Genomic DNA, 23,399 nt, shown 5'->3' on the forward strand with positions numbered 1-23,399 from the left:
CCGAAAGGGCGGCGCAAGGGTGTTATTGGGCCAGCCGCAGCGGGCTGGAAGAAGGGGCCAGGGCCGCGTTCAGATAGTCGGTGTCGATAAGGCCGGCCAGCGTCTCGCTCTCCTCGGCCAGATGCAGCGCAAGGCGGGCGTAGACCCGGTCGCTGCCGTGGTAGCCGTCCACATATTCTTCGTCCAGCGTGTCAGGCATGTAGGAGAAATCGTACACCTCATATCCGTAGGGCTCGCACAGCTCGGTGAGGACGGGCATGATCCAGTCGAAGTAACCGTAGTTGCCGCTTTCCACCATCCGCTCATAAACGCTGGGGGCGTAGGGCGGCACGATCAGCACCACTTCGATCTCGTGATCGTTGCAAAAGGCCAGCAGCGACTGGATGGCAAGGGTGCTGGGTTCGTAGACATACTCGCCAAACTCAAAGCGGTCGGTGCCCTTCAGGATGCGGTCATAGGTGTCGTGGAAGCCCACGTCGGTGCCGGTCTCCGGGTGGTCCAGCAGGGAGCCGTAGCAGTAACTGCCGTCGGCGTTGTAGCCGCTGCCCCGGCCAATGGCGGCCATGCCGTAGACGTTCGGGTGGGCGGAGTAGGCGCTGCGCAGGGTGAACTTGCCCTGGGCCCAGCCGCGGATGGCCTCGGGCAGCGCCGATTTCCAGGAGAAATCATAGTGGTTGTAGTCGAAGAACTCCGGCATGCTGCCGGTGCCCACCCAGGCCTGATTGAAAAAGTTCTGGTCCAGCACCATGATGAGGGTGGAGGGCAGTTTGTCCTCGTCCAGTTGTTCCAGAAAATACTGGAACTCATTCACGTAGCCCGCGCCGCCGCCGGCGTTGTAGAAGCTGTCGGTGGTGAAAAACTCGCTGTGGAACTGCATGCTTCTGCTGGTGCCCAGCACCAGCAGGTCGGCCCCCAGCTCATTGGCCACAAGGTGTTTGTAGTAGCGGGTGTTGTCCCGGTAGGCCAGGCCCATAAAGGCCGGCTCACCCGCCGCCACCCGCGCGGCGATCTCCTCTTCGGTGCGCCATTCGCCGCTGGCGTAGATGGCCCCGGCAAAGAGGCCAATGAACAGAAAGACGGGCGCGAGGAACAGCGCCACGATGCAGAGAAAACGTTTCAAATCCCGCGCCTCCTTTTAAAACTGGAAATAGATGTTCTGCAGCGTGCCCGCCGCGCCCCAGAACAGGGTGGCAAAGATGCACCCGTAGCAGAAAAGCACCTGCACCCAGCCTTTGCGCGCCTCGGCCCAGCGGCCGAAGCCCTCCTTGCGGGCGGCAAAGTCCACCCCGAAAGCCGCCAGGGTGAACAAACCCAGCCGGAAGAGGATGGCGGTGGTGTAGCCCAGCTGGGTGAAGCTCTCCTTCACATACTGCAAACTGAAGGGGATGGGCTGCAGCAGGTAGTCCATCAGCAGGCGCACCTGGCTCACGTCGCCGCTGAAGAAGAAGATCCACGCAAAGCACACCAGCACCAGCGTGACCGCCCAGCTCACGACGCTGCGCAGCGGGCTGTCCTTTTTCTGGCGCAGAAGGCCCCAGGCCTTCTCCCGCACACCGCGGGTGGCCCGCCCTGCCAGCAGATAAAGCCCGTGGAGCGCGCCCCAGACCACGAAGCCCAGCGCCGCGCCGTGCCACGCGCCGGAGACCAGGAAGGTGACCATGGTGGCAAGAACGAGCACCGCCACGCCGTTGCGGCTGCCGCCCAGGGGGATGTAGATGTAGTCCCGCAGGAAGCTGGAAAGGCTGATGTGCCAGCGCCGCCAGAACTCGCCCACGCTGCGGGAGAGATAGGGGCTCAGGAAGTTCTCCTCACAGCGCAGCCCCAACAGGTTCGCCACGCCGATGGCCAGCTGGGAGTAGCTGGCGAAATCGAAGTAGATGTAGAGGGAATAGGCAGCCAGCGACCACAGAATGCCCAGACCGTAGTAGTGGTTGGGCTGGTAGAGGGCGTTGTAGTGGGCGGCAAAGTGGTCCGCCAGGCACTTTTTCAAAAACAGGCCCCAGCACAACCGCACACAGCCGTTCAGCGCCAGCGCCCGGTCAAAGGCGGGCGGGTCTTTCAGTTGGGGCAGAAGGCTTTCCGCCCTCTGGATGGGCCCGCTGGTGAGCTGGGCGAAAAAGCCGGTGTAGGCAAAGCAGCAGACCGGATTCTTCTCGGTGGGGAGATTCCCTTTATACACCGCCACAAGGTAGGTGATGTTCTTGAACACGAAGAAGCTGATGCCCACCGGCATGAGCAGACCGGAAAAGGCGGCCAGCGCCTCCCAGCGGCCCGCCAGCGCCGGCAGGTATTTATAGCCCGCCAGAGGCAGCACGCCCGCCAGCACGCCCACCGTCAGCGCGGCTTTTCCGCCGCCGTGGGCCATCCAAAGTCCGCAAAGCCAGCCCGCAGCGGTGATGAGCGCCAGCGCCGTCAGCGCCTGCAGCCCGAAGCTGAGGGCGAAGTAGACGTTGGCCGCCGCCAGCGCCCAGAAACGCAGCCGGGCAGGCAGCGCCCACCAGAGGGCGAACAGCACGATGCCGAAGCCCACAAAGGAAAAAGAGAGAAAATTCATGGGTAAAACTCCTGTTGTCGTGAGGGTCGGCCCGGCGGGCCGCACGGGAATATACCTATTATAAGAAAAAGAAGCCCTCTTTGCAAATCGGGAAATTGACAAAGGCGCTTTGAGCGATTAGAATGAAACAAAGACAAGCCCGGCGGGCCGCGCGGCGCCGCCGGTTCAAAGGAGTATCCGCACTATGTTGAACAATTCTGTCCGCACCCGATTTGCCCCCAGCCCCACGGGCTACATGCACGTGGGCAACCTGCGCACCGCCCTCTATGCCTATCTCAAGGCCCGCAGCGCCCCCGACGGCGTGTTTATCCTCCGCATCGAGGACACCGACCAGGGCCGCTATGTGGACGGCGCGGTGGACATCATCTACAACACCCTGCGCCAGACCGGCCTCACCTGGGACGAAGGCCCCGACGTGGGCGGCCCGGTGGGCCCCTATGTCCAGAGCGAGCGCATGGGCATGTTCAAGCAGTATGCCGAGCAGCTGGTGAAAGAGGGCAAGGCCTACTACTGCTTCTGCACCACCGAGCGGCTGGAGCAGCTGCACGAGCAGCAGAAAGCCGCCGGCGAGGCGGTGGGCCACTACGACCGCCACTGCCGGAACTTAAGCCCCGAAGAGGTGGCGGAAAAGCTGGCGGCGGGCACTCCCTACGTCATCCGCCAGAAGTGCCCCACCGAAGGCATCACCGGCTTTGACGACGCGGTCTATGGCCACATCGAGGTGAACAACGCCGAGCTGGAGGACCAGATCCTCATCAAGGCGGACGGCATGCCCACCTACAACTTCGCCAACGTGGTGGACGACCATCTGATGGGCATCACCCACGTCATCCGCGGTTCGGAGTATCTGTCCAGCGCGCCCAAGTACAACCTGCTCTACCAGGCCTTCGGCTGGCCCGTGCCGGTGTACATCCACTGCCCGCCGGTGATGAAGGACGCCCACGCCAAGCTGTCCAAGCGCAACGGCGACGCCTCCTATCAGGATCTGGTGGCCAAGGGCTACCTCAGCGAGGCCATTCTGAACTACATCCTGCTGCTGGGCTGGAGCCCCAAGGGTGAGCAGGAGATCTTCACTCTGGAAGAGATGTGCAAGATCTTCGACGAGAGCGGCATCAGCAAGAGCCCGGCCATCTTTGATCCGCTGAAGCTGCGGGCCATCAACGCCGAGTACATCCGCCGCCTGACCCCGGAGCAGTTCCGCAAGATGGCCGATCCCTGGATCGACCAGGCGGTGCACCGCCCCATCGACCGCGACCTGCTGTGCGCGAACCTTCAGCCCCGCTGCGAGGTGCTGGGCGAGATCCCCGAGCAGCTGGACTTCTTCGACGCGGTTCTGCCCTTCGGGCCCGAACTCTACGCCAACAAGAAGCAGAAAACCACTCCCGAGACCGCCAAGACCGCACTGGAAGCCCTGAAGCCGGTGCTGGAAGGCCTGGACAGCTGGAACAAGGACGCCATCTTCGAGGCCTGCAAGACCCTGGCCGAGCAGATGGAGGTCAAGAACGGCTGGCTGCTCTATCCGCTGGGCATCGCCCTCTCCGGCAAGCAGCGCACCCCCGGCGGCGGCACCGACCTGGCCGCCATGCTGGGCAGAGAGGAGACCCTCGCCCGCCTGAACGCCGCCCTGGCCGCCCTGTAACAAACAAAAAATCCGCTCCCCGAAGGGAGCGGATTTTTTTATTTCAGCTTTGCGAACTGGTCGATGGCCTCTTCCAGGCTGGCCAGCGTTTCCTCGTCGCAGTCGGGCAAAACGCAGTGGGTCAGATGCTCGGTGAGGATGAGCTTCGCCACCTGGGTCACGGCGCTGCTCACGCTGGAAAGCTGGATGAGCAGTTCGTCGCAGGGGCGGCCCTCGTTCACCATCTCCCGGATGCCGTTCACCTGGCCGCTGATGCGGGCCAGACGGCGGTTCACGTCGGCGGAATGTTTGCAATCCATACAGATGTCCTCCTTTGTCATTGGGGGATGGAAGCCCCGGTGACGTCCAGCACCGGGCCGAAGGGCCGGAACACCAGCCCCTCCACCCCCGGCTGCACCAGCAGGGCTTTGGTCTGGAACCAGAGGGGCGCGGCGCAGGCGCTCTCCAGCAGGCCGCGCTCCAGCGCGGCGGCGTCGGCGGCGGTGTGGGTGCCGTCGGCAAACAGGGCCGCCAGCTGGTTCTGCCAGCCGCTGTCGTTCCAGGCGGCAAGACCGGCGGTCTCGCCCAGCAGCTGGGCGGCGGAGTCGCTGGAAAGGGAGAGAGGCAGCAGGGCGATCTGGTAGTCTCCCGACGCTACCCGGGCGTTCAGATCTTCCAGAGAGAGCTGCTTCACCGGGAAGTAAGCGGAATAGGCGCCCAGCTCCTTCTGCCACTGCTGATTCACGCTCTGGGCCAGCTGCAGGTAGCCGTCGCCCTCCGGGGCCAGCAGGGTGATGTTTTCAAAACGGGAAACGCCCAGCGCGGCGAGCCCCTCCCGGCACAGATCGGAGGCGCTGCCGAAGGAGGGCCGGATGCTGCCTGCCGCCTCCCGGTAGTTTTCGCCCTGCACGGTCACGGCGGGGGGGATGAGGCCGTCGGCGGCCTCAAAGCCCTCCGGCAGTTCCACCGGCGCGGAGAGGGCGCTGGCCGTGAGCGCCTGGCGGATGAGGGGCTGCGCCAGCGTCTCGTCGCCGCAGTTGAACAGCAGCACCCAGGTGGTGGCGGTATAGGGGATGGAATCCAGCCCCTCGGCGGTGAGAGTCTCGCTCAGAGCCGCGGTGGCTCCGCCCTCTTTCACCAGCGCCTCGCCCCACAGCGTCTGCACGGCGGAGGCGGAACTGCCGCTGGAATCGGCGGACTGGCCGGTGGCGTTGATGACCAGACGCAGGGCGGTCACCGCGTCGCCGTCTGCCGGCCGGCGCAAAAACAGGCCGTTGTCGTTCCAGTTGTAAACGTAGAAACTGCCGTTGGCCAGCGTGGCGGAGCGGGTCAGGCCGTAGGCGCCCTCGGTGCTTTCAAAAAACGCCTCGTTGCAGGGCATCGCCCCCGGCAGCGCCAGCTTGTAGAGCAGCTGCGGGTCCGGCTGATCCAGCTGAATGACCACCGTGCGCTCGTCCGGCGCGCTTACCCCCAGCGCCGTCTCGTCCATGGCGCCCGAAAGCACTTCGCCGCTGTTTTTGATGGCGGCGTAGGTGTCGGTGTAGGGGCTGCGGGTCTCGGCCCGGTACACCCGCCGCAGGCCGAACACAAAGTCCGCCGCCGTGAGTTTATAGTCCGAAGCGTCGCCCCGGTTCTCGGTGTAGCCCAGCCCCTCCTTCAGGGTGAAGGTGTAGGTGAGGCCGTCGTCGCTGACGGTGTAGCTCTCGGCGCAGTCGGGCACCGGCTTGCCCGTCTCGTCCAGCCGGAACAGGCCGCTGTAAAGGTTGGTCACCGCGATCAGTTCCGGGCTCTCCCAGGCCAGCTGCGGGTCAAGGTTTTTGGGCACCCGCTCCATCGCCCAGGTAAATTCGATCTGGCTGCCGCAGCCGGTGAGACACAGCGCCGCAAGGCCGGCCAGGAAAAACAGTTTGAGCTTTTTCGTGGGGCGCGCCCCCTTTCTTTATTATTGTAAGACGAACAAAACATGGATATGTTTTCGCCGCCGGAGGTTATACGTTCTTATCCTATCAAAAAATTGCAGAAAATTCAAACGCGGGGCGAATTTTCACGCTTTTTTCGCCCTGCGCGCCGCCCCTTTGGTTGCGCGGGGCCGCAAAAGTGACTATAATGAATTAGATAACCGTTCCCGGGCGTTTTGCCGCCCGGCGGCACGTTTTGTGAAGGAAAGGCTGTGTTTCGAAGATGCAGAAGAACAGCGAAGCCCTGGCCGCGTTTCTGCGGGGCAAAAAGGTGGCGTTCATCGGTGCAGGGGTCAGCCATAAGACCCTCATCGGTCAGTTCTGTGCCATGGGCGCCCAGGTGACCCTGTGCGATAAAAAGCAGCTGGAGGACTTCGGCGACTACGCCGAGACCCTCAAGCAGCTGGGCGTGGGCCTGTCTCTGGGCGAAGATTATCTGAACGGCCTTGCAGGCCAGCAGATCATCATGCGCACCCCGGGCTTTGAGTATTACACCCCGGCCCTGCAGGCGGCGAAGGCGGCGGGCAGCATCGTGACCAGCGAGATGGAGCTGTTCTTCGACTATTGCCCCTGCCACATCACCGCCGTCACCGGCTCGGACGGCAAGACCACCACCACCAGCCTCATCGCGGCCATGCTCACCGCAGCGGGCAAGCGGGTGCATCTGGGCGGCAACATCGGGCGGGCGCTGCTGCCCATCCTGGCGGAGATCGAACCCGAGGACGAAGCCGTGGTGGAGCTGTCCAGCTTCCAGCTCATCAGCATGCGCAAGAGTCCCGACGTGGCGGTGGTCACCAACGTGACCCCGAACCACCTGGACCACCACAAGGATATGCAGGAGTATGTGGACGCAAAGCGCAACATCCTTTTGTGGCAGAGCCCGGCGGGCAAGGCGGTGCTGGGCTATGAGAACGACATCACCCGCGCCATGGCCGCCGACTGCAAGGGCAGCCAGTGCTGGTTCACCCGCCTGCACGAGACCGACAACGGCGCCTTCCTGCGGGCCGACGGCATGCTCTGCATGGCCGAGAACGGCACCGTCACCCCGGTGGTGAGCAAGAACGAGGTGAAGCTGCGGGGCCTGCACAACATCGAGAACCTGCTGGCAGCCATCGCCGCGGTGTGGGGCCGGGTGCCGGTGAGCGCCATGGCCGACACCGCCCGCACCTTCACGGGCGTGGAGCACCGCATCGAGCCGGTGCGACTGCTGGACGGGGTGCAGTGGTACAACGACTCCATTGCCTCCAGCCCCACCCGCACCATCGCCGGTCTGCGCAGCTTCAACCAAAAGATCATCATCATCGCCGGTGGCTACGACAAGAACATCCCCTACGAGCCCCTGGCCCCGGAAATTCTGGAGCACGTGAAGGTGCTGGTGCTCATGGGCGCCACCGGCCCCAAAATTGAAAAGGCGGTGCGGGAATGCCCCGGCTTTGCCGAGAGCGGCCTTGTTATCTTGCACGCCAAGGACATGAAGGAGGCGGTGGACGCCGCCCGCGCCGCCGCCAAACCCGGCGACATCGTGAGCCTTTCGCCCGCCTCCGCCAGCTTCGACCTCTACCCCAACTTCGAGGTGCGGGGCCGTCACTTCAAGGAACTGGTGAACGCCCTGTGATCCGCTTGGTGGAAAATGCCGCCGACGCCGCCCGCTTTCAGGCGGCGCTGGGGGACGCACAGGACCCGGTGGCGGTGGAAACGGCGGTGCGCTTCGCCGCCTTTTCCGGGCTGCCCGGCAGCGGCTGGAAGTTCTACACCGGCGGGGAAGGGGAGGAACCCTTCGCCTTGGCGGTGCGGGGGGCTTCCGCCCTGCTCACCGGCAGCGCCGAGGGCGAGGAAGTGGCCCTGCTTCTGAACTTTTTGCAGGCCCGGCGGCTCAAGACCGCCCGGCCCGACCCGCTGCCCGGCTGGCGGCAGGACGCGGTCTTTCACGTCTTTCACGCCCCGGCGGGTGGGCCGAAGGCCCGGCCGCTGCCGGAGGGCTTCCTGCTGAACGAAGCGCCCTCCCTGCTGGGGGTGACGGAGTTTTTGTGGGGCGGCGAGAGCATGGCCGCCCCCCACGACCGCCGAAGCACCGATACCTTTTATTCCGAGATCTGCACGATGCGCAACCGGGGGCTGGCCCAAATCTGGACGCTGGAAGAAAAGGGCGTGACGGCGGCCACCGCCGGCGCCTACGCCATCACCGAAAACGCCGCCCTGCTCAGTGCGGTGGAGACTGCGCCCGCCTTCCGGGGCAAAGGCTGCGCCGGCGCGCTGGTGTGCGCCCTGTCCCGGAAGCTTTGCGGCCAGGGGAAGGCCATCTGCCTGGTGGCCCGCCCCGGCGTGGAGGGCTTTTACGAAAAACTGGGCTTTGAACAGCGGGGGCTGACCTACGGTCACGCCGCTCCTGAAAACGACTGAAAAGGACTGTACATACGACAATGCTGGAAGATTTTTTCGATTTTTCGCCCCGCCTTCTGGAACTGGACAAGCAGGCCATGGAGCTCTGCCGCCCCTATTTTGAGAAGGTGGACGCCATCCGCGACCACAACCAGGTGAAGATGCTCAAGGCCTTCACCGACCAGAAGGTGGCCGCCACCCATCTGGTGGGCACCACCGGCTACGGCTACGATGACGCCGGCCGGGACAAGCTGGACGCCCTCTTCGCCCAGGTGGCGGGGGCGGAGGACGCCCTTTGCCGGCCCCACTTCCTCTCGGGCACCCACGCGCTGGCGGTGGCCCTCTTCGGCGTGCTGCGGGCGGGGGACACCCTGCTGGCTGCCACCGGCCGCCCCTACGATACCCTGGAAGGGGTCATCGGCATCGGCGACGCGGGCAAGGGCTGCGGCACGCTGGCGGAGTTCGGCGTGAACTACGACGAAGCGCCCCTGCTGGAGGGCGGCGTGCCGGACTATGAGACCATCGCGAAAAAGGCCGCCGGAGCCAAAGTGTGCCATGTGCAGCGCAGCCGGGGCTATTCCAGCCGCGCCGCCTTTGACCTGGAGACCATCGGCAAGGTGGTGCAGGCCGCAAAGAGCGCAAACCCGGACATCATCGTGCTGGTGGACAACTGCTACGGCACCTTCACCCAGACCGCCGAGCCGGTGAGCGTGGGGGCGGACCTCATCGTGGGCAGCCTCATCAAGAACGCCGGCGGCGGCATCGCCCCCACCGGCGGCTACATCGCCGGCCGGGCGGACCTGGTGGAACTGTGCGGCCACCGGCTCACCGCCCCCGGCACCGGCCGGGAGCTGGGCTGCACGCTGGACAGTCTGCGCAGCCTGTACCTGGGCCTTTACTACGCCCCCGGCGTTACCGCCGAAGCGGTGAAGACCAGCATCTATTCCAGCTGCCTTTTGGAGCTGTTGGGCAAGAACCCCATCCCCCGCTACACCGAGCCCCGTAACGACATCATCACCAGCTTCGAGGCGGGCACCGGCGAAGCGCTGGTGGGCTTTTGCCAGGGCGTGCAGGCGGGCAGCCCGGTGGACAGCTACGTTGCCCCCGAGCCCTACGCCATGGCGGGCTACACTGACCAGGTCATCATGGCCGCCGGCGCTTTCACCCTGGGCAGCAGCATCGAACTGAGCTGTGACGGGCCGATGCGCGCACCCTACACCGTTTATCTCCAGGGCGGGCTGAACCTTGCGGCCAGCCGCGCCGGAGTGCTGCTGGCGGTGCAGCGGGCTTTCGGCAAGGAACTGTAAGCAAACAAACATGACCGGCGGCACCCGCCGCCGAACAGAAAGAAGGGAAAACCGATGGATTGGAATTTTGAACTGACCGAACAGGCGGCGCTGGCGCTCTATACTTGGTATTACCGTGAGAACAAGATTTACGGCCGCCTTATGCGGGCGCTGGGCGCTATTGCAGTTGCGTTTGCCGCCTGGGTGGCTGTTTCTGCGGTGCAGTCTATGACCCACACCGGCTTCTTTTACACGGAGATTGTCCCTGGCGAAGGTGTCATTTACATCGTTGCAACACTGCTGTTTCTGGCGCTTGCAATCCTTTGTTTCTGGTCTGGCCGGGCAGATGTCACGGCGGCCCGCGGGCTGCGCAATATAAAGAAGTTGGGACTTTCTCCGCTGGGGCAGATCCGCATCCATTTGGACGAGGAGAAACTGGTATGCAACCGGCGTGGCGGGCAGGAGGCCATCGATCCGTCGGTAATCCAGAAAGTCAGGCAGTATCCCGAGGGCATTCTGGTTTACCTTTATGGCGGTGCCCGGCTGATGCTTCTGCCCGCAGCGATTTTTGAGGGACCGGAGGCCATGCAGGCGGCCGTCGCAGAGTTCGAGCGATGCGCAGCCCGGGCAAAGGCTCGGCTGTACGAACAGTCGGCTCGGCAGCTGGCCTATCCTGAGACTCGGCAAGAGTTGCCGCCCTGCCCGCCTCTTCCCAAGGGGGAGGTGCAGATGTACGCTGTGCCCCAGATTCTTCGACCCAGCGAAGTTCGGCCTGCCTATTGCGCGGCCAACCGGCTGCTGAATCCCATCGGCAAGGGTCGGCTGGCGCTGCTGTGGGTGATCTTGATCGCCAGCATCTGGGAGGTGGCAAGTTCCATTTATGCGGGTGATGCAGCTCTGGCAGTGATTTTTGGAGCTGCAATGGTGCTGGTCGTTACGGTGCTTGCCGCGTTTTCCCCGGCTGGCCAGAAAAAAGCGATGAAGCGCCAGCTGGAAGGGGAGCAGACCCAGCGCCTCGCCACCCCCGGCTGGGTGGTGCTGGGCCAGAACGGCTTCACCGAGACCAGCGGCGTGCTGTGCAGCTACCGGCCCTACTCCAGCCTGAACAAGGTGGCGCAGGACGAAGCCTACATTTTCCTGCGCTTTGAACGCAACATGATCACCGTGGTTCCCAAGCGGGGCTTTGAAAGCCCGGAGCAGGCCCGGCAGGCCTTTGAATTCCTGCGTCAGAAACTGTCAGAACAAAAAAACGGACGATAAGCACATTAAAATTCGCTGTGCCCCTTGCGTTTGTCGACAAAACGTGTATAATAGGTCTTTGTGACTGCAGCGGCCCCGTTTGCGGCGGGGCCGCTTCTTTTTTATGAGGAGGAGAGAAAATGAACTACGGATATCTGGCGGATCTTGCGCTGATCCTGCTGGCCACCAAGGCGCTGAGCATGCTCACCGGCAAGCTGCAGATGCCTCAGGTGGTGGGCGCTCTGGTGGCCGGCCTTGTGATGGGCCCCGCCGTTCTGAACATCATCCAGCCCAGCGACTTTCTGTCGCAGGTGGCGGAACTGGGCGTGATCGTCATCATGTTCAGCGCCGGCATGGGCACCGACCTGAACGAACTGAAGCAGACCGGCAAGGCCGGCCTTGTGATCGCCATGGCCGGCGTGCTGGTGCCGCTGGCCATGGGCACCGGGCTGATGTTCTTCTTCAACACCGGCGAGCTGGCCATGCCCGGCAACAAGTTCCTGCAGGATCTGTTCCTGGGCGTTGTGCTCACCGCCACCTCGGTGAGCATCACCGTGGAGACCCTGAAGGAGCTGGGCAAGCTGTCCACCAAGGTGGGCAACGCCATCCTGGCCGCCGCGCTGATCGACGACGTGCTGGGCCTGGTGTGCCTGACCGTGGTCACCAGCATGGCCGGTGCGGACGTGAACATCGTGCTGGTGCTGGCCAAGATCGTTCTGTTCTTCCTGTTTGCCGGCGTGCTGGGTGTTTTGGTCAGCAAGCTGCTGAACTGGTATGAGACCAAGGTGCGCAACCGCGACCTGCGCCGCTATCCCATCCTGGCCTTCGTGCTCTGCCTTTTCATGGCCTGGGCCGCCGAGGAGTGGTTCGGCGTGGCGGACATCATCGGTGCGTTTGCCGCCGGCCTGATCGTGGCCACCACCCCCAAGGGCACCTACACCGCCAGCAAGTTCACCCCGCTGGCCTACCTGCTGCTGACCCCTGTGTTCTTTGCGAACCTGGGCATCGGCGTGGAGCTGCCCAACATGGACGCCATGATCCTGCTGTTCACCATCGCCCTCGTGGTGGTGGGCATCGGCTCCAAGCTCATCGGCTGCGGCCTGGGCGCGAAGCTGTGCGGCTTCAAGGGCCGCCAGTGCGTGCAGGTGGGCTGCGGCATGGCCTGCCGCGGTGAGGTGGCCCTGATCGTGGCCAACAAGGGCATGGCTATGAACATCGTCAACCCCATCTTCTTCGGCCCCATCATCATCCTGGTGGTGTGCTGCGCCGTGTTCACCCCCATCATGCTGAAACTTGCCTTCAAGGGCGAGAACGCCTACGAGGGCATGGAGGAGAGCACTCTGGCCGAGACCTTCCAGCTGTCCGAGCAGGTGGACGAGGTCACTGCCCGCCTCATCGAGGGCGAAAAGCGCCGTCAGGGCAAATAAGCAAAAGGAAAAGGGATCTCCGGACCGCAAGGCCCGGGGGTCCCTTTCTGTTTACCATCCGGAAAAAGGTGTGTTATACTGTTTAGAAAAGAAAACGTTCGGGCAAAGAGGGGGGAGCGCGAATGAACGTTGGCAGAGCGATCACAGTGCTTTTGATCGATGAATGCGAGAGAAAACTGCATGAGATGCTGGAACTCATGCAATGGGAGGAACACGGGTTCTCCGTCATTGGCTATACCTGCAGCGGAGTGCAGGGAGTGAAACTGGCCGCGGAACACGATCCCGACATCGTTCTGACCGCCCTGCGCCTGCAGGACATCAGCGGCATCGAGGTGCTGCGCCGGGTCCGGTCAGTGTGCAGGCGGTGCAGGGTGATCCTGCTGGACGATTTTGCCGAGTTCACCCATGTGCGGCAGGCGATGCGCTACGGCGCCGCCGATTATCTGCTGCGCCCGCTGGAACGGGGCGAACTGCTGCTCAGCCTGCACCGGGGCGGCGCCGGCGGGCACCCGGCGGCGGAAATAGAAGGGGAGGCCCTGCTCCCGTCGGTCCTGTGCTCCGGCAGAGGGCGTGGCCGACGGAGTGCGGAAGATGGTGCTGTGCGCGGGCGTTTCCCTCGGCCCGGAGGAGGGCCTGGTCTGCCCGATGGTCCGCCGCGGCGAGTGGTGGTACGGCGTTGCCGCCGTGGCGCAGGAAAAGGAGGAAGACTGGCTGCGCCGGCTGGAGGAACAGCACACGGCCATCGGCGTGAGCCGACCTTTCTACACGGCGGACGAGTGGGCGGGCGCGATCCGGCAGGCCCACATCGCGGCCTCGCCCTTCTGGGGCGGCGAAGCGCGGGTGGTGCAGGAGTCCGGCGCGATGAACAGGGAGGCATACCACCTGCTGAGCCAGCTGTGGGGGCTGCTGCACCAGTGCGGGATGAAGCAATACAGCTGGCACCAGTTCTGGGCGCTGTATGACATCCTGCTCACCACCCTTCAAAGCCTGCAGGTGGATTTCTTTCAGATCACGGTGGTGTTCAACAGCCTTGTGGCAATGGCCCGCTCCATTCAGGAGCCCTACAGGGAGCAGCTGCCCTATCTTTCTCTGGACGAGCTGGATGAATGGGCGCAGCGGGGGGAAACGTTGGGCAGCGCCCTCGTCCGGGTGCGGCGCGATTTGCAGGAGAGCCTGAAGGCCGGCAAATATGACCCCTCCAGCCACCCCAGCGGCGAGCTTGCCAACGAGGTGCTGATCTATCTGGACGCCCATTTCTGCGAGCCGGACATCTCCGTGGAGAACGTGGCCGCCAAATTTTTCATCAGCCCGGCCTATTTCGGCCAGACCTTCAAACGCGCTTACGGCATCTCCATCACCGAGCACATCAATCGCAAACGGGCGGATTACGCCGAGTATCTGCTGACCCATGAGGATCTCTCCATCAAAGAGGTGGCGCAGCGGGTGGGCATTCAGGACAACTACTATTTCAGTAAGCTGTTTAAGAAATACAAGGGCATGACCCCCGGCGAGGCAAAGGCCCGGTCCACCGCCTCCAGAGCAAACAAAAAATGAGCGGGGTTTGTAATAATTTAGGAAAAAGCGATTCCGCGGAAACAACAGGATACAGCCCGCGCGGCGGGCTTCGATTCTCCCGGCAGACGGACGGCCCCGTCTGCCGGTTTTGTAATTTTTTCTGGTCGGCGGCCCTGCGCCCGCCGCGAAACGGGACGAAAAGACTTTTTTCCATTTGCTTTTTGACGTATTTAATATTTGAAAAGATAAAAAAATGTTCACAAAGGAGGATGCTTATGCAGGTCGGACTCAGTATTTACAGCCTTCTGGACGCCCTTAACAAAGGGATGAGCCTGGAGGACGCCATCCAGTGGATCAAGGACAACGGCGGTGAACACATGGAGATCGTGGAATTTGCCGTCCATCCCGAGATCGAAGGGGTGGTGGAGCGCATCCGCACCAAGGCGGAGGCGATCGGGCTGCGGATCTCCGGTTACTGCACGCCGGGCAATGTGCTCACCGGCGACCCCGAACAGGACCGGGCGGCAGTGGAGAAGCTGAAAGGCCAGATCGACATCGGCCACCGCCTGGGCGCGCCCCGTGTGCGGTGCGACCTCTCCCAGTGGGGCCGCGCGGCGGAGGACAACGTCATCGAAAACTACCAGCGCGACCTGCCGTGGCTCATCGAGGTCTGCCGCGAGCTGGCCGACTACGCGGCCGGTTACGGCATGGTATTGACGGTGGAGAACCACGGCACCTACATCAACGGCGGCGACCGGGTGCGTCAGCTCATTCTCGGAGTGGACCGGCCCAACTTCCGCTGCACGCTGGACGTGGGCAACGCCATCTGCGTGGACGAAGATCCCCTCAAGTGCATGGAGGCGCTGCTGCCCTTTGCGGCCACCGTCCACTTCAAGGACTTCTATCTGCGGGACGACGACCTTCTGCTGGATAAGGAAGGCTGGATGAAGACCAACGGCGGGCGGTACTTCCGCGGCGCCATCGTGGGCCAGGGCGAGCTGCCCGTGGCAAAACTGATGAAGAAACTGAAGGAGTCCGGCTACGACGGCGACGTCTGCATCGAGTTTGAGGGCGTGGAGGACTGCTGCAACGGCTCCCGCATCAGCATGGCGAACGTCCGCACATTGTCGCAGCTGTAACGGCGCAAACAGACAGGAGGAACGACATGAAAAAGAAACTGGCGGCCGCGGTGCTTTCTGCGGTCATGATGATGAGCTTGTTCGCCGGCTGCGGTTCGCAGGAGACCACCGGTTCCGGCGGCGCAGAGGGCGAGACCACCACGATCCAGTTCTGGCACACCTGGCAGGGCCTGGAGGCGCAGAAGTTCGCCCAGGTCATCAGCGAGTTTTCCAAGGTGCACCCGGAGATCAAAGTGGAAGTGCTGGACAGCACCACCACCGAAAAGCAGCTGGTGGCAATGACCGGCGGCAGCTCCTTTGACGTGGGCCTGACCATGGACTACACCGCCAACCAGTGGGCCAACACCGGCGCCCTGGCGGACATGACCCCGTACATCGAGGCCGCCGGCACCGATATGAGCAACTATATCGAGCCTCTGCTCAAGCTGGGCGAGGTGGACGGCAAGCAGTACGGCATCCCCTTCACCATGGATACCTTCATGCTGTTCTACAACAAGGACATCCTGGCGGAGGCCGGCTACACCGAGCCGCCCAAGACCTGGGAAGAGTTTTCCGAGATGTGCGAAGCCGTGACCCAGAAGGATGAAAACGGCGACTACACCCGTCTGGGCTGCATCCCCAACTACCCCTGGGTCACCGTGGCCGCGATCCCCTATTCCTTCGGCGCTTCGCTGTATGACGAGGAGACCAATCAGGTCCTGGCGGCCAGCGACGGCGTGAAGGCGGCCATGGAGCTGAAAAACTCCCTGTATTCCGGCTTCTATGATAATGCCGGCGTGCAGAAGTTCAAGAGCGGCCTGGGCCAGTACCAGAGCGCCGAGAACCCCTTCTTCACCGGCAAGGTGGCCTTCAGCATCGAGGGCGAATGGTATCCCACCTTCCTGGCGGAGTACGCGCCCGACCTGAACTGGGGCGTGACCAGCCTGCCCTATCCGGAAGGCGCCGAAGAACAGTCCAGCGGTTTCCTGCAGGGCGGCATGCTGGTGATCCCGGCTGCCTCCAAGAACAAGGAAGCTGCCTACACGTTTGTGGAATGGCTCACCTCCGACGAGGCGCAGGTGGCGCTGTGCGCCGCCAAGGGCAACCTGCCCGCGACCCATTCCGGCCTTGCCGACCCCGCCCTGCTGGAGCAGAACCCCAGCCTCGAACCCTTTGCCGAGTACGCCAGCCACGCGCAGACCAAAGCGCTGCCCGCGCTGCCCTTCATGGGTGAGTACAACACCCTGATGATCACCATCGAAGAGCAGATCTACAGCCAGGCTGTGACGGTGGACGAAGCGCTGAATCAGGTGACGGAAAAGATCCAGCCTCTCGCCGATGAGTGGGCGCCCGCAAAATAATCCGCAAAGAGCGCCTGGAGCCTTCCCGCCGCGGCGGGAAGGCTCTTTTCGGAAAAGGGGAGGAGATTATGACCACGGAGAAAAAACAGCCGCGCCGCAAACCGCTCACGCGCCCGCAGACCATGCTTGCCATGCTGTTCATCCTGCCATGGGTGATCGGTTTTCTGGCGTTTTCGCTTTATCCCATCGTGACCACCCTGTACTACAGCTTCACCGAGTATAACTTGTTCTCGCCCCCGGAATGGGTGGGCCTGCAGAACTACATCGAAATGTTCGGGGACGAGAACTTCCGCTACGCGCTGGCGAACTCGCTGTACTATGTGGTGATCGGCGTGACGCTGCAGCTGGCGCTGGCCATCTTCACGGCGATCCTGCTGAACATGGACGTAAAGGGCAAGGGCATTTTCCGCACCATCTATTACCTGCCGGCGCTGGTGCCTCCGGTGGCCGGCGCGCTGATCTGGGTGTGGCTGCTCAATCCCCAGTACGGCCTGGTCAACGCGCTGCTGCGCATGCTGCACCTGCCGGAGCCGCTGTGGTTCTCCTCCACGGTGTGGAGCAAACCGGCCATCATCATGATCATGCTGTGGGGCATCGGCAACACGATGGTGGTCTATCTGGCGGGCATCGGCGAGATCCCCCGCGACTATTACGAGGCCATCGAGATCGACGGCGGCAACGCCTGGCACAAGTTCACCCGCATCACCTGGCCCATGCTCACGCCGGTGACGCTGTTCCAGCTCATCAGCGGCATCATCGCCGGATTCAATATGTTCACCCAGGCCTATGTGGTGTCGCTGACCCGCGGCCGCCTGCCGGGCGACATCGGCGGTGTGGGCAACTCGCTGCTGTTCTATGCGTCGAACCTCTACCGTGAAGGCTTCACCTTCCTGCGGTTCGGCTATGCCAGCGCCGAGGCCTGGTTCATGCTGCTGTGCGTGCTGCTGGTGACCTTTATCATCCTGAAGACCGCGCCCAAATGGGTGCATTATGGGGAGTGACGGCCATGGTTATGAAAAAATGGGCAAAGATCCTTCGCTATGTGGTCCTGGTCGTCACGGGGCTGTTCTTCTTTGTGCCCTTTGTGTGGCTGATCAGCACCTCCCTGAAAGGGGAAAACCAGATCTTCAGCTACCCGCCTCAGTGGATCCCGTCTCCGATCCGCTGGCAGAACTATGTGGAGGCGTTCCAGGCCGTGCCGTACCTGAAATACCTGCTCAACTCCTTCACGGTCACGGCGCTGGCGGTGCTGGGCAACCTTCTCTCGGTGCCGCCGGTGGCCTATGCCTTCTCCAAGCTGCATTGGCCGGGGCGTGACAAGCTCTTCCTTCTGGTTCTGGCAACGATGATGCTGCCTTTCTAGATCACGATGATCCCGCTGTACAGCATCTATGTGAAGCTGGGCTGGATCAACACCTACCTGCCGCTGGTCCTGCCGGATTTCTTCGGCAAGGCGTACTTCGTGTTCATGATGCGGCAGTTCTTCAACAACATCCCCAACGAGATGCTGGAGGCCGGCCGGATCGACGGCGCATCGGAATTCCGGATCTATTTCCAGCTGGTGCTGCCGTTGGCCCGCTCGGCGATGGTCACGGTGGCGCTGTTCGCCTTCGTCTGGTCCTGGACCGACTTCTTGGGGCCGCTGATCTTCCTGACCGACCCCGACAAGTGGACCATTTCTCTGGGCCTGAGCCAGTTCACCACGTCCTACGGCTTCCAGTGGGCGCAGCTGATGGCGGCGTCTGCCATTTTCATCATCCCGATGGTCATCTTTTTCTTCTTTATGCAAAAATCCTTCATCGAAGGGATCAGCACCAGCGGCATCAAATAAAGGAGGAACACCATGGAAAAATTACGCATTGGCATCATTGGCGCGGGCAGCATCAGCCATTTCCACATGGTGGGCTACCAGGCCAACAGCGATATCGCCGAGGTCACCGCGGTGTGCGATCTGAACCTCGAGCGCGCGCAGGAATTCGCGAAAAAATACAACGTGCCCCATGTGTACGGCAGCTATGACGAGATGCTGCGGGACGCGCCCATCGACGCGGTGAGCGTCACCACCTGGAACAACGCCCACGCGCCGGCCACCATCGCCGCGCTGAAGGCGGGCAAGCATGTGCTGTGCGAAAAGCCGCTGGCCATGAACGCCCGGGAAGCGCAGCAGATGGAGGACACGGCCAAAGAGGCCGGCCGCCTGCTGATGGTGGGCTTTGTGCGCCGCTTTGCTCAGAACACCGACGCCCTGAAAGCGGTCATCGACGGGGGCGATCTGGGCGAGATCTATTCCTCCAAGGTGAGCGTCATCCGGCGCTGGGGCAACCCCGGCGGCTGGTTCTCGGACAAAAAGCGCAGCGGCGGCGGCGCGCTCATCGACCTGGGTGTGCACATCATCGACCTGGCGCGCTATCTGGCGGGCAATCCCCGCCCGGTGAGCGTCTATGCGGCCACCTTCTCCAAACTGGGCATGAAGCCGGATATCACCGGCGTGGAGAAATACAAAACGGCGGATTACGACGAGTACTGCGACGTGGAGGACGCCGCCACCGCGCTGATCCGCTTTGACAACGGCATGGTCACCTATCTGAACGTCACCTGGGTGGAGAACGCCGAGGACTCGTCGCTGATGCATTTCAGCGGCAGCAAGGGCGGCGCTCAGCTGGGGCCGGTGCTGGAGATCTATCAGGACCGCCACCACTATCTCACCACCACCCGCCCCAAACTGCAGTATCAGGGCCTCGACATGAACGACATCTTCACCAAGGAGATCCGTCATTTCGTGACGTGCGCGCGGGACGGCACGCCCTGCCTGTGCCCCGCGGAGGACGGCGTGTGGCTGATGAAGATTCTGGACGCCATCTACGAGTCGGCAAAGACCGGCCACGAAGTGCAGATCGGCTGAGATTTGTCCCATCTTGAAAAAAAGACCGCCCCCGGGCTTTCAAAGCCCGGGGGCGATTCCTTTTTATTCCGGAAGCGGACCGCTCACAGCGCAAGGTCCTGCTCGGTGTTCTTGGCGAAGAAGGCCACGCCCGCCGCGCCGGGGCCCGCATGGGTGCCGATGGCGGTGCCGATGTGGCGGCACAGGGGAGCTTCCAGACCCAGATTCTGGGTGAGGTAGCGGTGGATGGGCTCCGCGGCCTTGCGGTGGGCAGTGTAGCCGATCATGTAGGGCATGGCCTCGTCCAGGCCGCCCTCGCTGTCCATCAGCTTGAACAGCGCCACATAAGCGCCCGGCATGCCCCGGGCCTTGCCTGCAAGGCCCACCTTGCCGTCCCGCACGGCCACCACCGGCTTCATGCCCAGCAGGCTGCCCGCCAGCGCCTGAGCGCCGGTGAGCCGGCCGCCCTTGCGGAAGTATTTCAAATCGTCCACCACGGCCACAAGGCGCACGTCCATCCGGCGGCGCTCCAGCTCCTCCACGATCTCGGCGGCGCTGGCGCCTTCGCCGCGCATCTGCACCGCCAGCCGCACCAGCAGCTGCTCGCCCAGAGTGGCGTTCATGCTGTCCACCAGATGGATTTTGTCGTACTCGCAGCTGTCGGCGGCGATGCGGGCGGACTGGTAGGTGCCGCTGAGCTGGCCGCTGATGAGAATGGCCACCACCTCGTCGCCGGCGGCCTTGGCCTCCTCAAAGCGATCCATGAAGTCCTGGGGACTGGGCTGGCTGGTGGTGGGCAGCTTGTCGCACTTCACCAGCCGGGCATAGAACTCGTCCGGGGTCATGTCCAGACCGTCCCGGAACACCTCGCCATCTTCAAAGCGCACCTGCATGTGCACCACTTCCACCCCCAGGCGGGCCGCCTCGGCGGGCAGAAGGTCACAGGTGGAATCGGTCAGAATACGGATCATGTCACATCGTCTCCTTACGTTTGGGGCGGTGTCGGCCGCCGGTTCACTGGATGTCGGTGAAAAAACCATGGAGCGCCGCCAGGGTGTCTGCCAGCTGGTCCATCTGTTCGGGCGTGAGCCGCCGGCTCACCCGGTCCACCAGCTTTTCGTGGAACGCCGCGTGGCGTTCCAGCGCGCCGCGGGCCGCGTCGGTGAGGCTCACCGTCACCTTGCGCCGGTCCTCTTCGGCGCGGGTGCGCACAAGATACCCCTTTTGCTCCAGCGTTTTCACCGCCACCGTCAGGGTGCTGGCGGTCACCCGCAGCCGGGCTGCCAGTTCCCGCATGGCCTCGCCCCCGGCGGCGCAGTTCACCGCATCCAGCACATGCATTTCGCTGACCGAGAGGTTTTTGTAGGGCCCCTTTGCCAGGTCGTCCTCCTCCAGGCGCAGCACATCGTTGAACACGTCCACCAGAAAACTGTTGATTTTTCGCTCCGCATCGGTCACAGAATGCACCTTCTTTCCCGTTTGAACAAAAGCTTTGAAGTTCAAACGAATTGATGGTACCACGCCCGATGCTCTTTGTCAAGATGTTTTGAACTTCAAATTATTTTTCTCTTGCCGTTGCGCCCCACCGCCGCGGGGGGATATAATAAGAAGAAAAGGTCGAAGGGAGACGGAGCGATGAAGGAGCGGCTAAAAGATCTGGCCCGGAGCCGGGCGCTGTACGTTCTGCTGGCAGGGGGAGCGGCCCAGGGGCTGTTTTTGCTGCTGCGCCGCGACCGTGCGTCGATGGACGCGGCGGCGTCGCTTGCAACGGGCGTGCGCCGGGCCGTCAGCGCTGTGGCGGACCCGCTGCCCTTTTCGCTGGCGGAGCTGCTCTGCACGGCGCTGGGGATGTGGGTGCTGGTGATGGCCGTGGTCACGGTGCGCGGCCAGCTGCAGGGCAGGCGGGTGCTGGCCCGGCGGCTGCTGGGGCTGGCGGCGCTGGCGGTCTGGATCTGGGCCGGGGTGAGCTGGCTGTGGGGCGTGCACTACTATGCTTCCAGCTTCAGCGACAAAAGCGGCCTTGCGGCAGAGCCGGTGACCACCGAAGCGCTGGAGGCCACCACCCTGTGGTTCGCCGAGGGGGCCAACCGCACCGGCCGCCTGGTGGAACGGGACTCTTCCGGCCGCCTTGCGGCGGACAGCGCGGCCATCATGGAGTCGGCCTCCGACAGCCTTGCCGCCCTCACGGAGGAATACCCCTTTCTGGACGGCCCGGCCCGGCAGCCCAAGCCAGCGGTCTACTCCTGGTTCATGAGCGCGGTGGGCTTCACCGGCTACATTTTTCCCTTCACCGGCGAGAGCACCCTCAACATGGACTGCCCCAACGTGTTTTTGCCTGTGACCATCGCCCATGAGCAGGCCCACCAGCAGGGCGTGGCCCCCGAGCAGGAGGCGAACTTTGTGGGCATTGCGGCCTGCCTGGCAAACGCCGACACGCTCTGGCAGTATTCCGGCTGGCTGTTTGGCTTTTTGCACCTGTCCAACGCCCTTTACTCCGCCGACCACGCCGCCTGGTGGGAGGTCTGGCAGCTGCTGGAAGAGGGCCCGACGGCGGACCTTGCCTGGAACGACGAATACTGGCTGTCCTTTGAAAGCCCCGCTTCTGAGCTGGCGGAGAGCACCTACACCGCCTTTCTGGAAAGCTACGGCCAGGACCTGGGCATGGCCAGCTACGGCGCCTGCGTGGATCTGCTGGTGGCGCGCTACTGCCCGCTGGAGCAGGCGGCGTGAAATGCGCCCGGCTTCTCAACAAAAATTGTGAAAAATGTGGAATTTCGCGTACCTTTGTCGGCATATGTGCTATACTTAAAGCACATATGCGAAAAAAACGTCCGCCTTTGCCATGAACAGCAAAGCGGACGCCGACAAACACATACGCGGAGGAATCGTTCAAAGCATGAGCAGAAAAGATATTTCACGCTATTTCACCCGCAGTTTCTGGAGCCGCATGCCCCTGTACAAGGCGGTGCTGGCTCTCAGCTGTGCCATGATCCTGATCGTGGGCACCGGTGCGGGCATCGCCCTGACGGCGGTGAACGCGGCGGCCAACAGCGCCTCCACCGGCAGCTCCGCCTCGGCGGCGCCCACCGCCACGCCCGACCCCACCGCTTCGCCCACCCCGGAACCCACGGCCACGCCGGAGCCCATCCAGCTGGGCCTGGAGGTCACCGCGGTGCAGCAGACGCTGGGCATCACCGTCACCAACGCCGAGAACAGCATGCCGGTGCTCGGCGTGGAGTTCGAGGTGGTGGTGGACTACAAGGCGGACAAGTCCGCCTCCAGCAAGAGCACTTCGGGCAAGTCGTCCAGCTCTTCCAGCACCAAGACCCAGAAACCCACCGAGACCTATAAGATCGACCCCGAGACCGGCACCCTGCTGATCGAGGAGCTGCCGGTGGGCGAGTACACCGTTCACCTGTCCGAGATGGAAGGCTACATACTGCCGGAACCTGTCACCACCAAGGTGAAGGAGAAGGTGGAGTATAAGGTGGACACCGACGCCGTTAAGGACCAGATCAAGGACGAGAGCGAAGTGGGCGCCGGCGACATCGTTACCGACGACAACGTGCTGGACGACGAGACCAGCGACGGCTTCGATCCCACCGTGACCCTGCCCTCCAACGACTACGACACCAACATCAGCAAGAAGGAAGAAGTCAAGGGCAGCGTGTACGTCCTGGCGGGCAACACCCAGAGCGACGGCGGCAAGAACTGGCTGCTCAACGCGGACGGCACCCGCTCCAACTACTACGTGAGCAAGACTGCGCAGGACGCCGCCGGCGGCGAGTACATCGTGGAGGCCACCTATTCCGCCACCAACTCCGCCAGCAGCGTGATGAGCAGCGTGGTGGGCGGATTCGGCCGCCTGTTCTTCCCGGTGGCCTTTGCGGAGGGCGAGTCCGGCTCTGCTTCCGGCGAGACGAGCAGCTCCACCCCCGAGATCACGCCCACTCCCACCCCCGAGGTGGTCGTCACCCCGACGCCCACCCCCGTGGTGTCCGCTACCCCCGAGCCGACCCCAGTGGTGACTGGCACTCCCGCGCCCACCCCGACCCCGGAGGGG

20 protein-coding genes and 2 pseudogenes are annotated in these 23,399 nt (G+C 63.3%); 16 read left to right on the top strand and 6 right to left on the bottom strand.

Going from position 1 to position 23,399, the window contains the following annotated elements; all coding sequences use genetic code 11:
- Positions 1–22: 22 nt before the first annotated feature.
- A complete protein-coding gene (locus ACMNAY_RS05330) occupies positions 23–1,120 on the bottom strand; it encodes a hypothetical protein (RefSeq protein WP_418718662.1) in 1,098 nt (365 codons plus the stop codon).
- Between the two features lie 15 nt (positions 1,121–1,135).
- Entirely contained in the window at positions 1,136–2,554 is a 1,419-nt protein-coding gene (locus ACMNAY_RS05335) for an MBOAT family O-acyltransferase (protein ID WP_418718663.1), read from the bottom strand.
- A gap of 187 nt (positions 2,555–2,741) precedes the next feature.
- Here ACMNAY_RS05335 and gltX point away from each other — a divergent pair, with 187 nt between their 5' ends.
- The gene (gltX, locus tag ACMNAY_RS05340) at positions 2,742–4,193 is read left to right on the top strand and encodes a glutamate--tRNA ligase (RefSeq protein ID WP_418718679.1); all 1,452 of its coding nucleotides are present in this window, start codon (positions 2,742–2,744) and stop codon (positions 4,191–4,193) included.
- A gap of 38 nt (positions 4,194–4,231) precedes the next feature.
- Here the strand turns inward: gltX and ACMNAY_RS05345 are convergent, their stop codons facing one another.
- Positions 4,232–4,492 carry a metal-sensitive transcriptional regulator gene (locus ACMNAY_RS05345; RefSeq protein ID WP_394976238.1) on the bottom strand — a complete coding sequence of 87 codons (261 nt, stop codon included), beginning with the start codon at positions 4,490–4,492 and terminating at the stop codon, positions 4,232–4,234.
- 17 nt (positions 4,493–4,509) lie between these two features.
- On the bottom strand, positions 4,510–5,997 hold the full coding sequence (locus ACMNAY_RS05350) for an ABC transporter substrate-binding protein (protein WP_418718664.1): 1,488 nt from the start codon (positions 5,995–5,997) through the stop codon (positions 4,510–4,512).
- Between the two features lie 356 nt (positions 5,998–6,353).
- Here ACMNAY_RS05350 and murD point away from each other — a divergent pair, with 356 nt between their 5' ends.
- The 13 genes and pseudogenes from murD to ACMNAY_RS05415 all read left to right on the top strand — a co-directional run bounded on the left by murD (position 6,354) and on the right by ACMNAY_RS05415 (position 19,357).
- A complete protein-coding gene (murD, locus tag ACMNAY_RS05355; RefSeq protein WP_418718665.1) occupies positions 6,354–7,745 on the top strand; it encodes a UDP-N-acetylmuramoyl-L-alanine--D-glutamate ligase in 1,392 nt (463 codons plus the stop codon).
- Entirely contained in the window at positions 7,742–8,530 is a 789-nt protein-coding gene (locus ACMNAY_RS05360; protein WP_418718666.1) for a GNAT family N-acetyltransferase, read from the top strand. The genes murD and ACMNAY_RS05360 overlap by 4 nt, the downstream gene beginning before the upstream one ends.
- Before the next feature lie 20 nt (positions 8,531–8,550).
- Positions 8,551–9,816: an aminotransferase class I/II-fold pyridoxal phosphate-dependent enzyme gene (locus tag ACMNAY_RS05365; RefSeq protein WP_418718667.1), complete on the top strand. Its 1,266-nt coding sequence runs from the start codon at positions 8,551–8,553 to the stop codon at positions 9,814–9,816.
- Between the two features lie 54 nt (positions 9,817–9,870).
- Entirely contained in the window at positions 9,871–11,055 is a 1,185-nt protein-coding gene (locus tag ACMNAY_RS05370) for a YcxB family protein (protein WP_418718668.1), read from the top strand.
- Between the two features lie 119 nt (positions 11,056–11,174).
- Entirely contained in the window at positions 11,175–12,461 is a 1,287-nt protein-coding gene (locus ACMNAY_RS05375; RefSeq protein ID WP_394976232.1) for a cation:proton antiporter, read from the top strand.
- A 122-nt stretch (positions 12,462–12,583) separates the two neighbouring features.
- Positions 12,584–12,928: pseudogene (locus tag ACMNAY_RS05380) on the top strand (response regulator); the annotation flags it as partial.
- Positions 12,929–13,052: 124 nt separating this feature from the next.
- Positions 13,053–14,015 (top strand): helix-turn-helix transcriptional regulator, encoded by a 963-nt coding sequence (locus tag ACMNAY_RS05385; protein WP_418718669.1) that lies wholly within the window; start codon positions 13,053–13,055, stop codon positions 14,013–14,015.
- 236 nt (positions 14,016–14,251) lie between these two features.
- Positions 14,252–15,115: a sugar phosphate isomerase/epimerase family protein gene (locus tag ACMNAY_RS05390; RefSeq protein WP_418718670.1), complete on the top strand. Its 864-nt coding sequence runs from the start codon at positions 14,252–14,254 to the stop codon at positions 15,113–15,115.
- Between the two features lie 26 nt (positions 15,116–15,141).
- Positions 15,142–16,455 (top strand): ABC transporter substrate-binding protein, encoded by a 1,314-nt coding sequence (locus ACMNAY_RS05395; RefSeq protein WP_418718671.1) that lies wholly within the window; start codon positions 15,142–15,144, stop codon positions 16,453–16,455.
- A 68-nt stretch (positions 16,456–16,523) separates the two neighbouring features.
- Positions 16,524–17,456, top strand: coding sequence for a carbohydrate ABC transporter permease (locus tag ACMNAY_RS05400; RefSeq protein WP_394976227.1), 933 nt, complete (start codon positions 16,524–16,526; stop codon positions 17,454–17,456).
- A 5-nt stretch (positions 17,457–17,461) separates the two neighbouring features.
- The gene (locus ACMNAY_RS05405; protein ID WP_418718672.1) at positions 17,462–17,818 is read left to right on the top strand and encodes a carbohydrate ABC transporter permease; all 357 of its coding nucleotides are present in this window, start codon (positions 17,462–17,464) and stop codon (positions 17,816–17,818) included.
- Between the two features lie 6 nt (positions 17,819–17,824).
- Positions 17,825–18,286 (top strand): carbohydrate ABC transporter permease, encoded by a 462-nt coding sequence (locus ACMNAY_RS05410; RefSeq protein WP_418718673.1) that lies wholly within the window; start codon positions 17,825–17,827, stop codon positions 18,284–18,286.
- 12 nt (positions 18,287–18,298) lie between these two features.
- Positions 18,299–19,357 (top strand): Gfo/Idh/MocA family protein, encoded by a 1,059-nt coding sequence (locus ACMNAY_RS05415; protein WP_418718674.1) that lies wholly within the window; start codon positions 18,299–18,301, stop codon positions 19,355–19,357.
- A gap of 83 nt (positions 19,358–19,440) precedes the next feature.
- Here the strand turns inward: ACMNAY_RS05415 and ACMNAY_RS05420 are convergent, their stop codons facing one another.
- Positions 19,441–20,307 carry a DegV family protein gene (locus tag ACMNAY_RS05420; RefSeq protein ID WP_418718675.1) on the bottom strand — a complete coding sequence of 289 codons (867 nt, stop codon included), beginning with the start codon at positions 20,305–20,307 and terminating at the stop codon, positions 19,441–19,443.
- Positions 20,308–20,350: 43 nt separating this feature from the next.
- Positions 20,351–20,794, bottom strand: a complete 444-nt coding sequence (locus ACMNAY_RS05425; RefSeq protein ID WP_418718676.1) for a MarR family winged helix-turn-helix transcriptional regulator — start codon at positions 20,792–20,794, stop codon at positions 20,351–20,353.
- A 177-nt stretch (positions 20,795–20,971) separates the two neighbouring features.
- On the opposite strand from ACMNAY_RS05425, the gene ACMNAY_RS05430 reads away from it, so the two are divergent.
- The gene (locus ACMNAY_RS05430; RefSeq protein WP_418718677.1) at positions 20,972–22,066 is read left to right on the top strand and encodes a DUF3810 domain-containing protein; all 1,095 of its coding nucleotides are present in this window, start codon (positions 20,972–20,974) and stop codon (positions 22,064–22,066) included.
- A gap of 166 nt (positions 22,067–22,232) precedes the next feature.
- Positions 22,233–23,399: pseudogene (locus ACMNAY_RS05435) on the top strand (hypothetical protein); the annotation flags it as partial.

This window comes from Candidatus Allofournierella merdipullorum (assembly GCF_048426865.1).
Lineage (GTDB): Bacteria > Bacillota > Clostridia > Oscillospirales > Ruminococcaceae > Allofournierella_A > Allofournierella_A merdipullorum.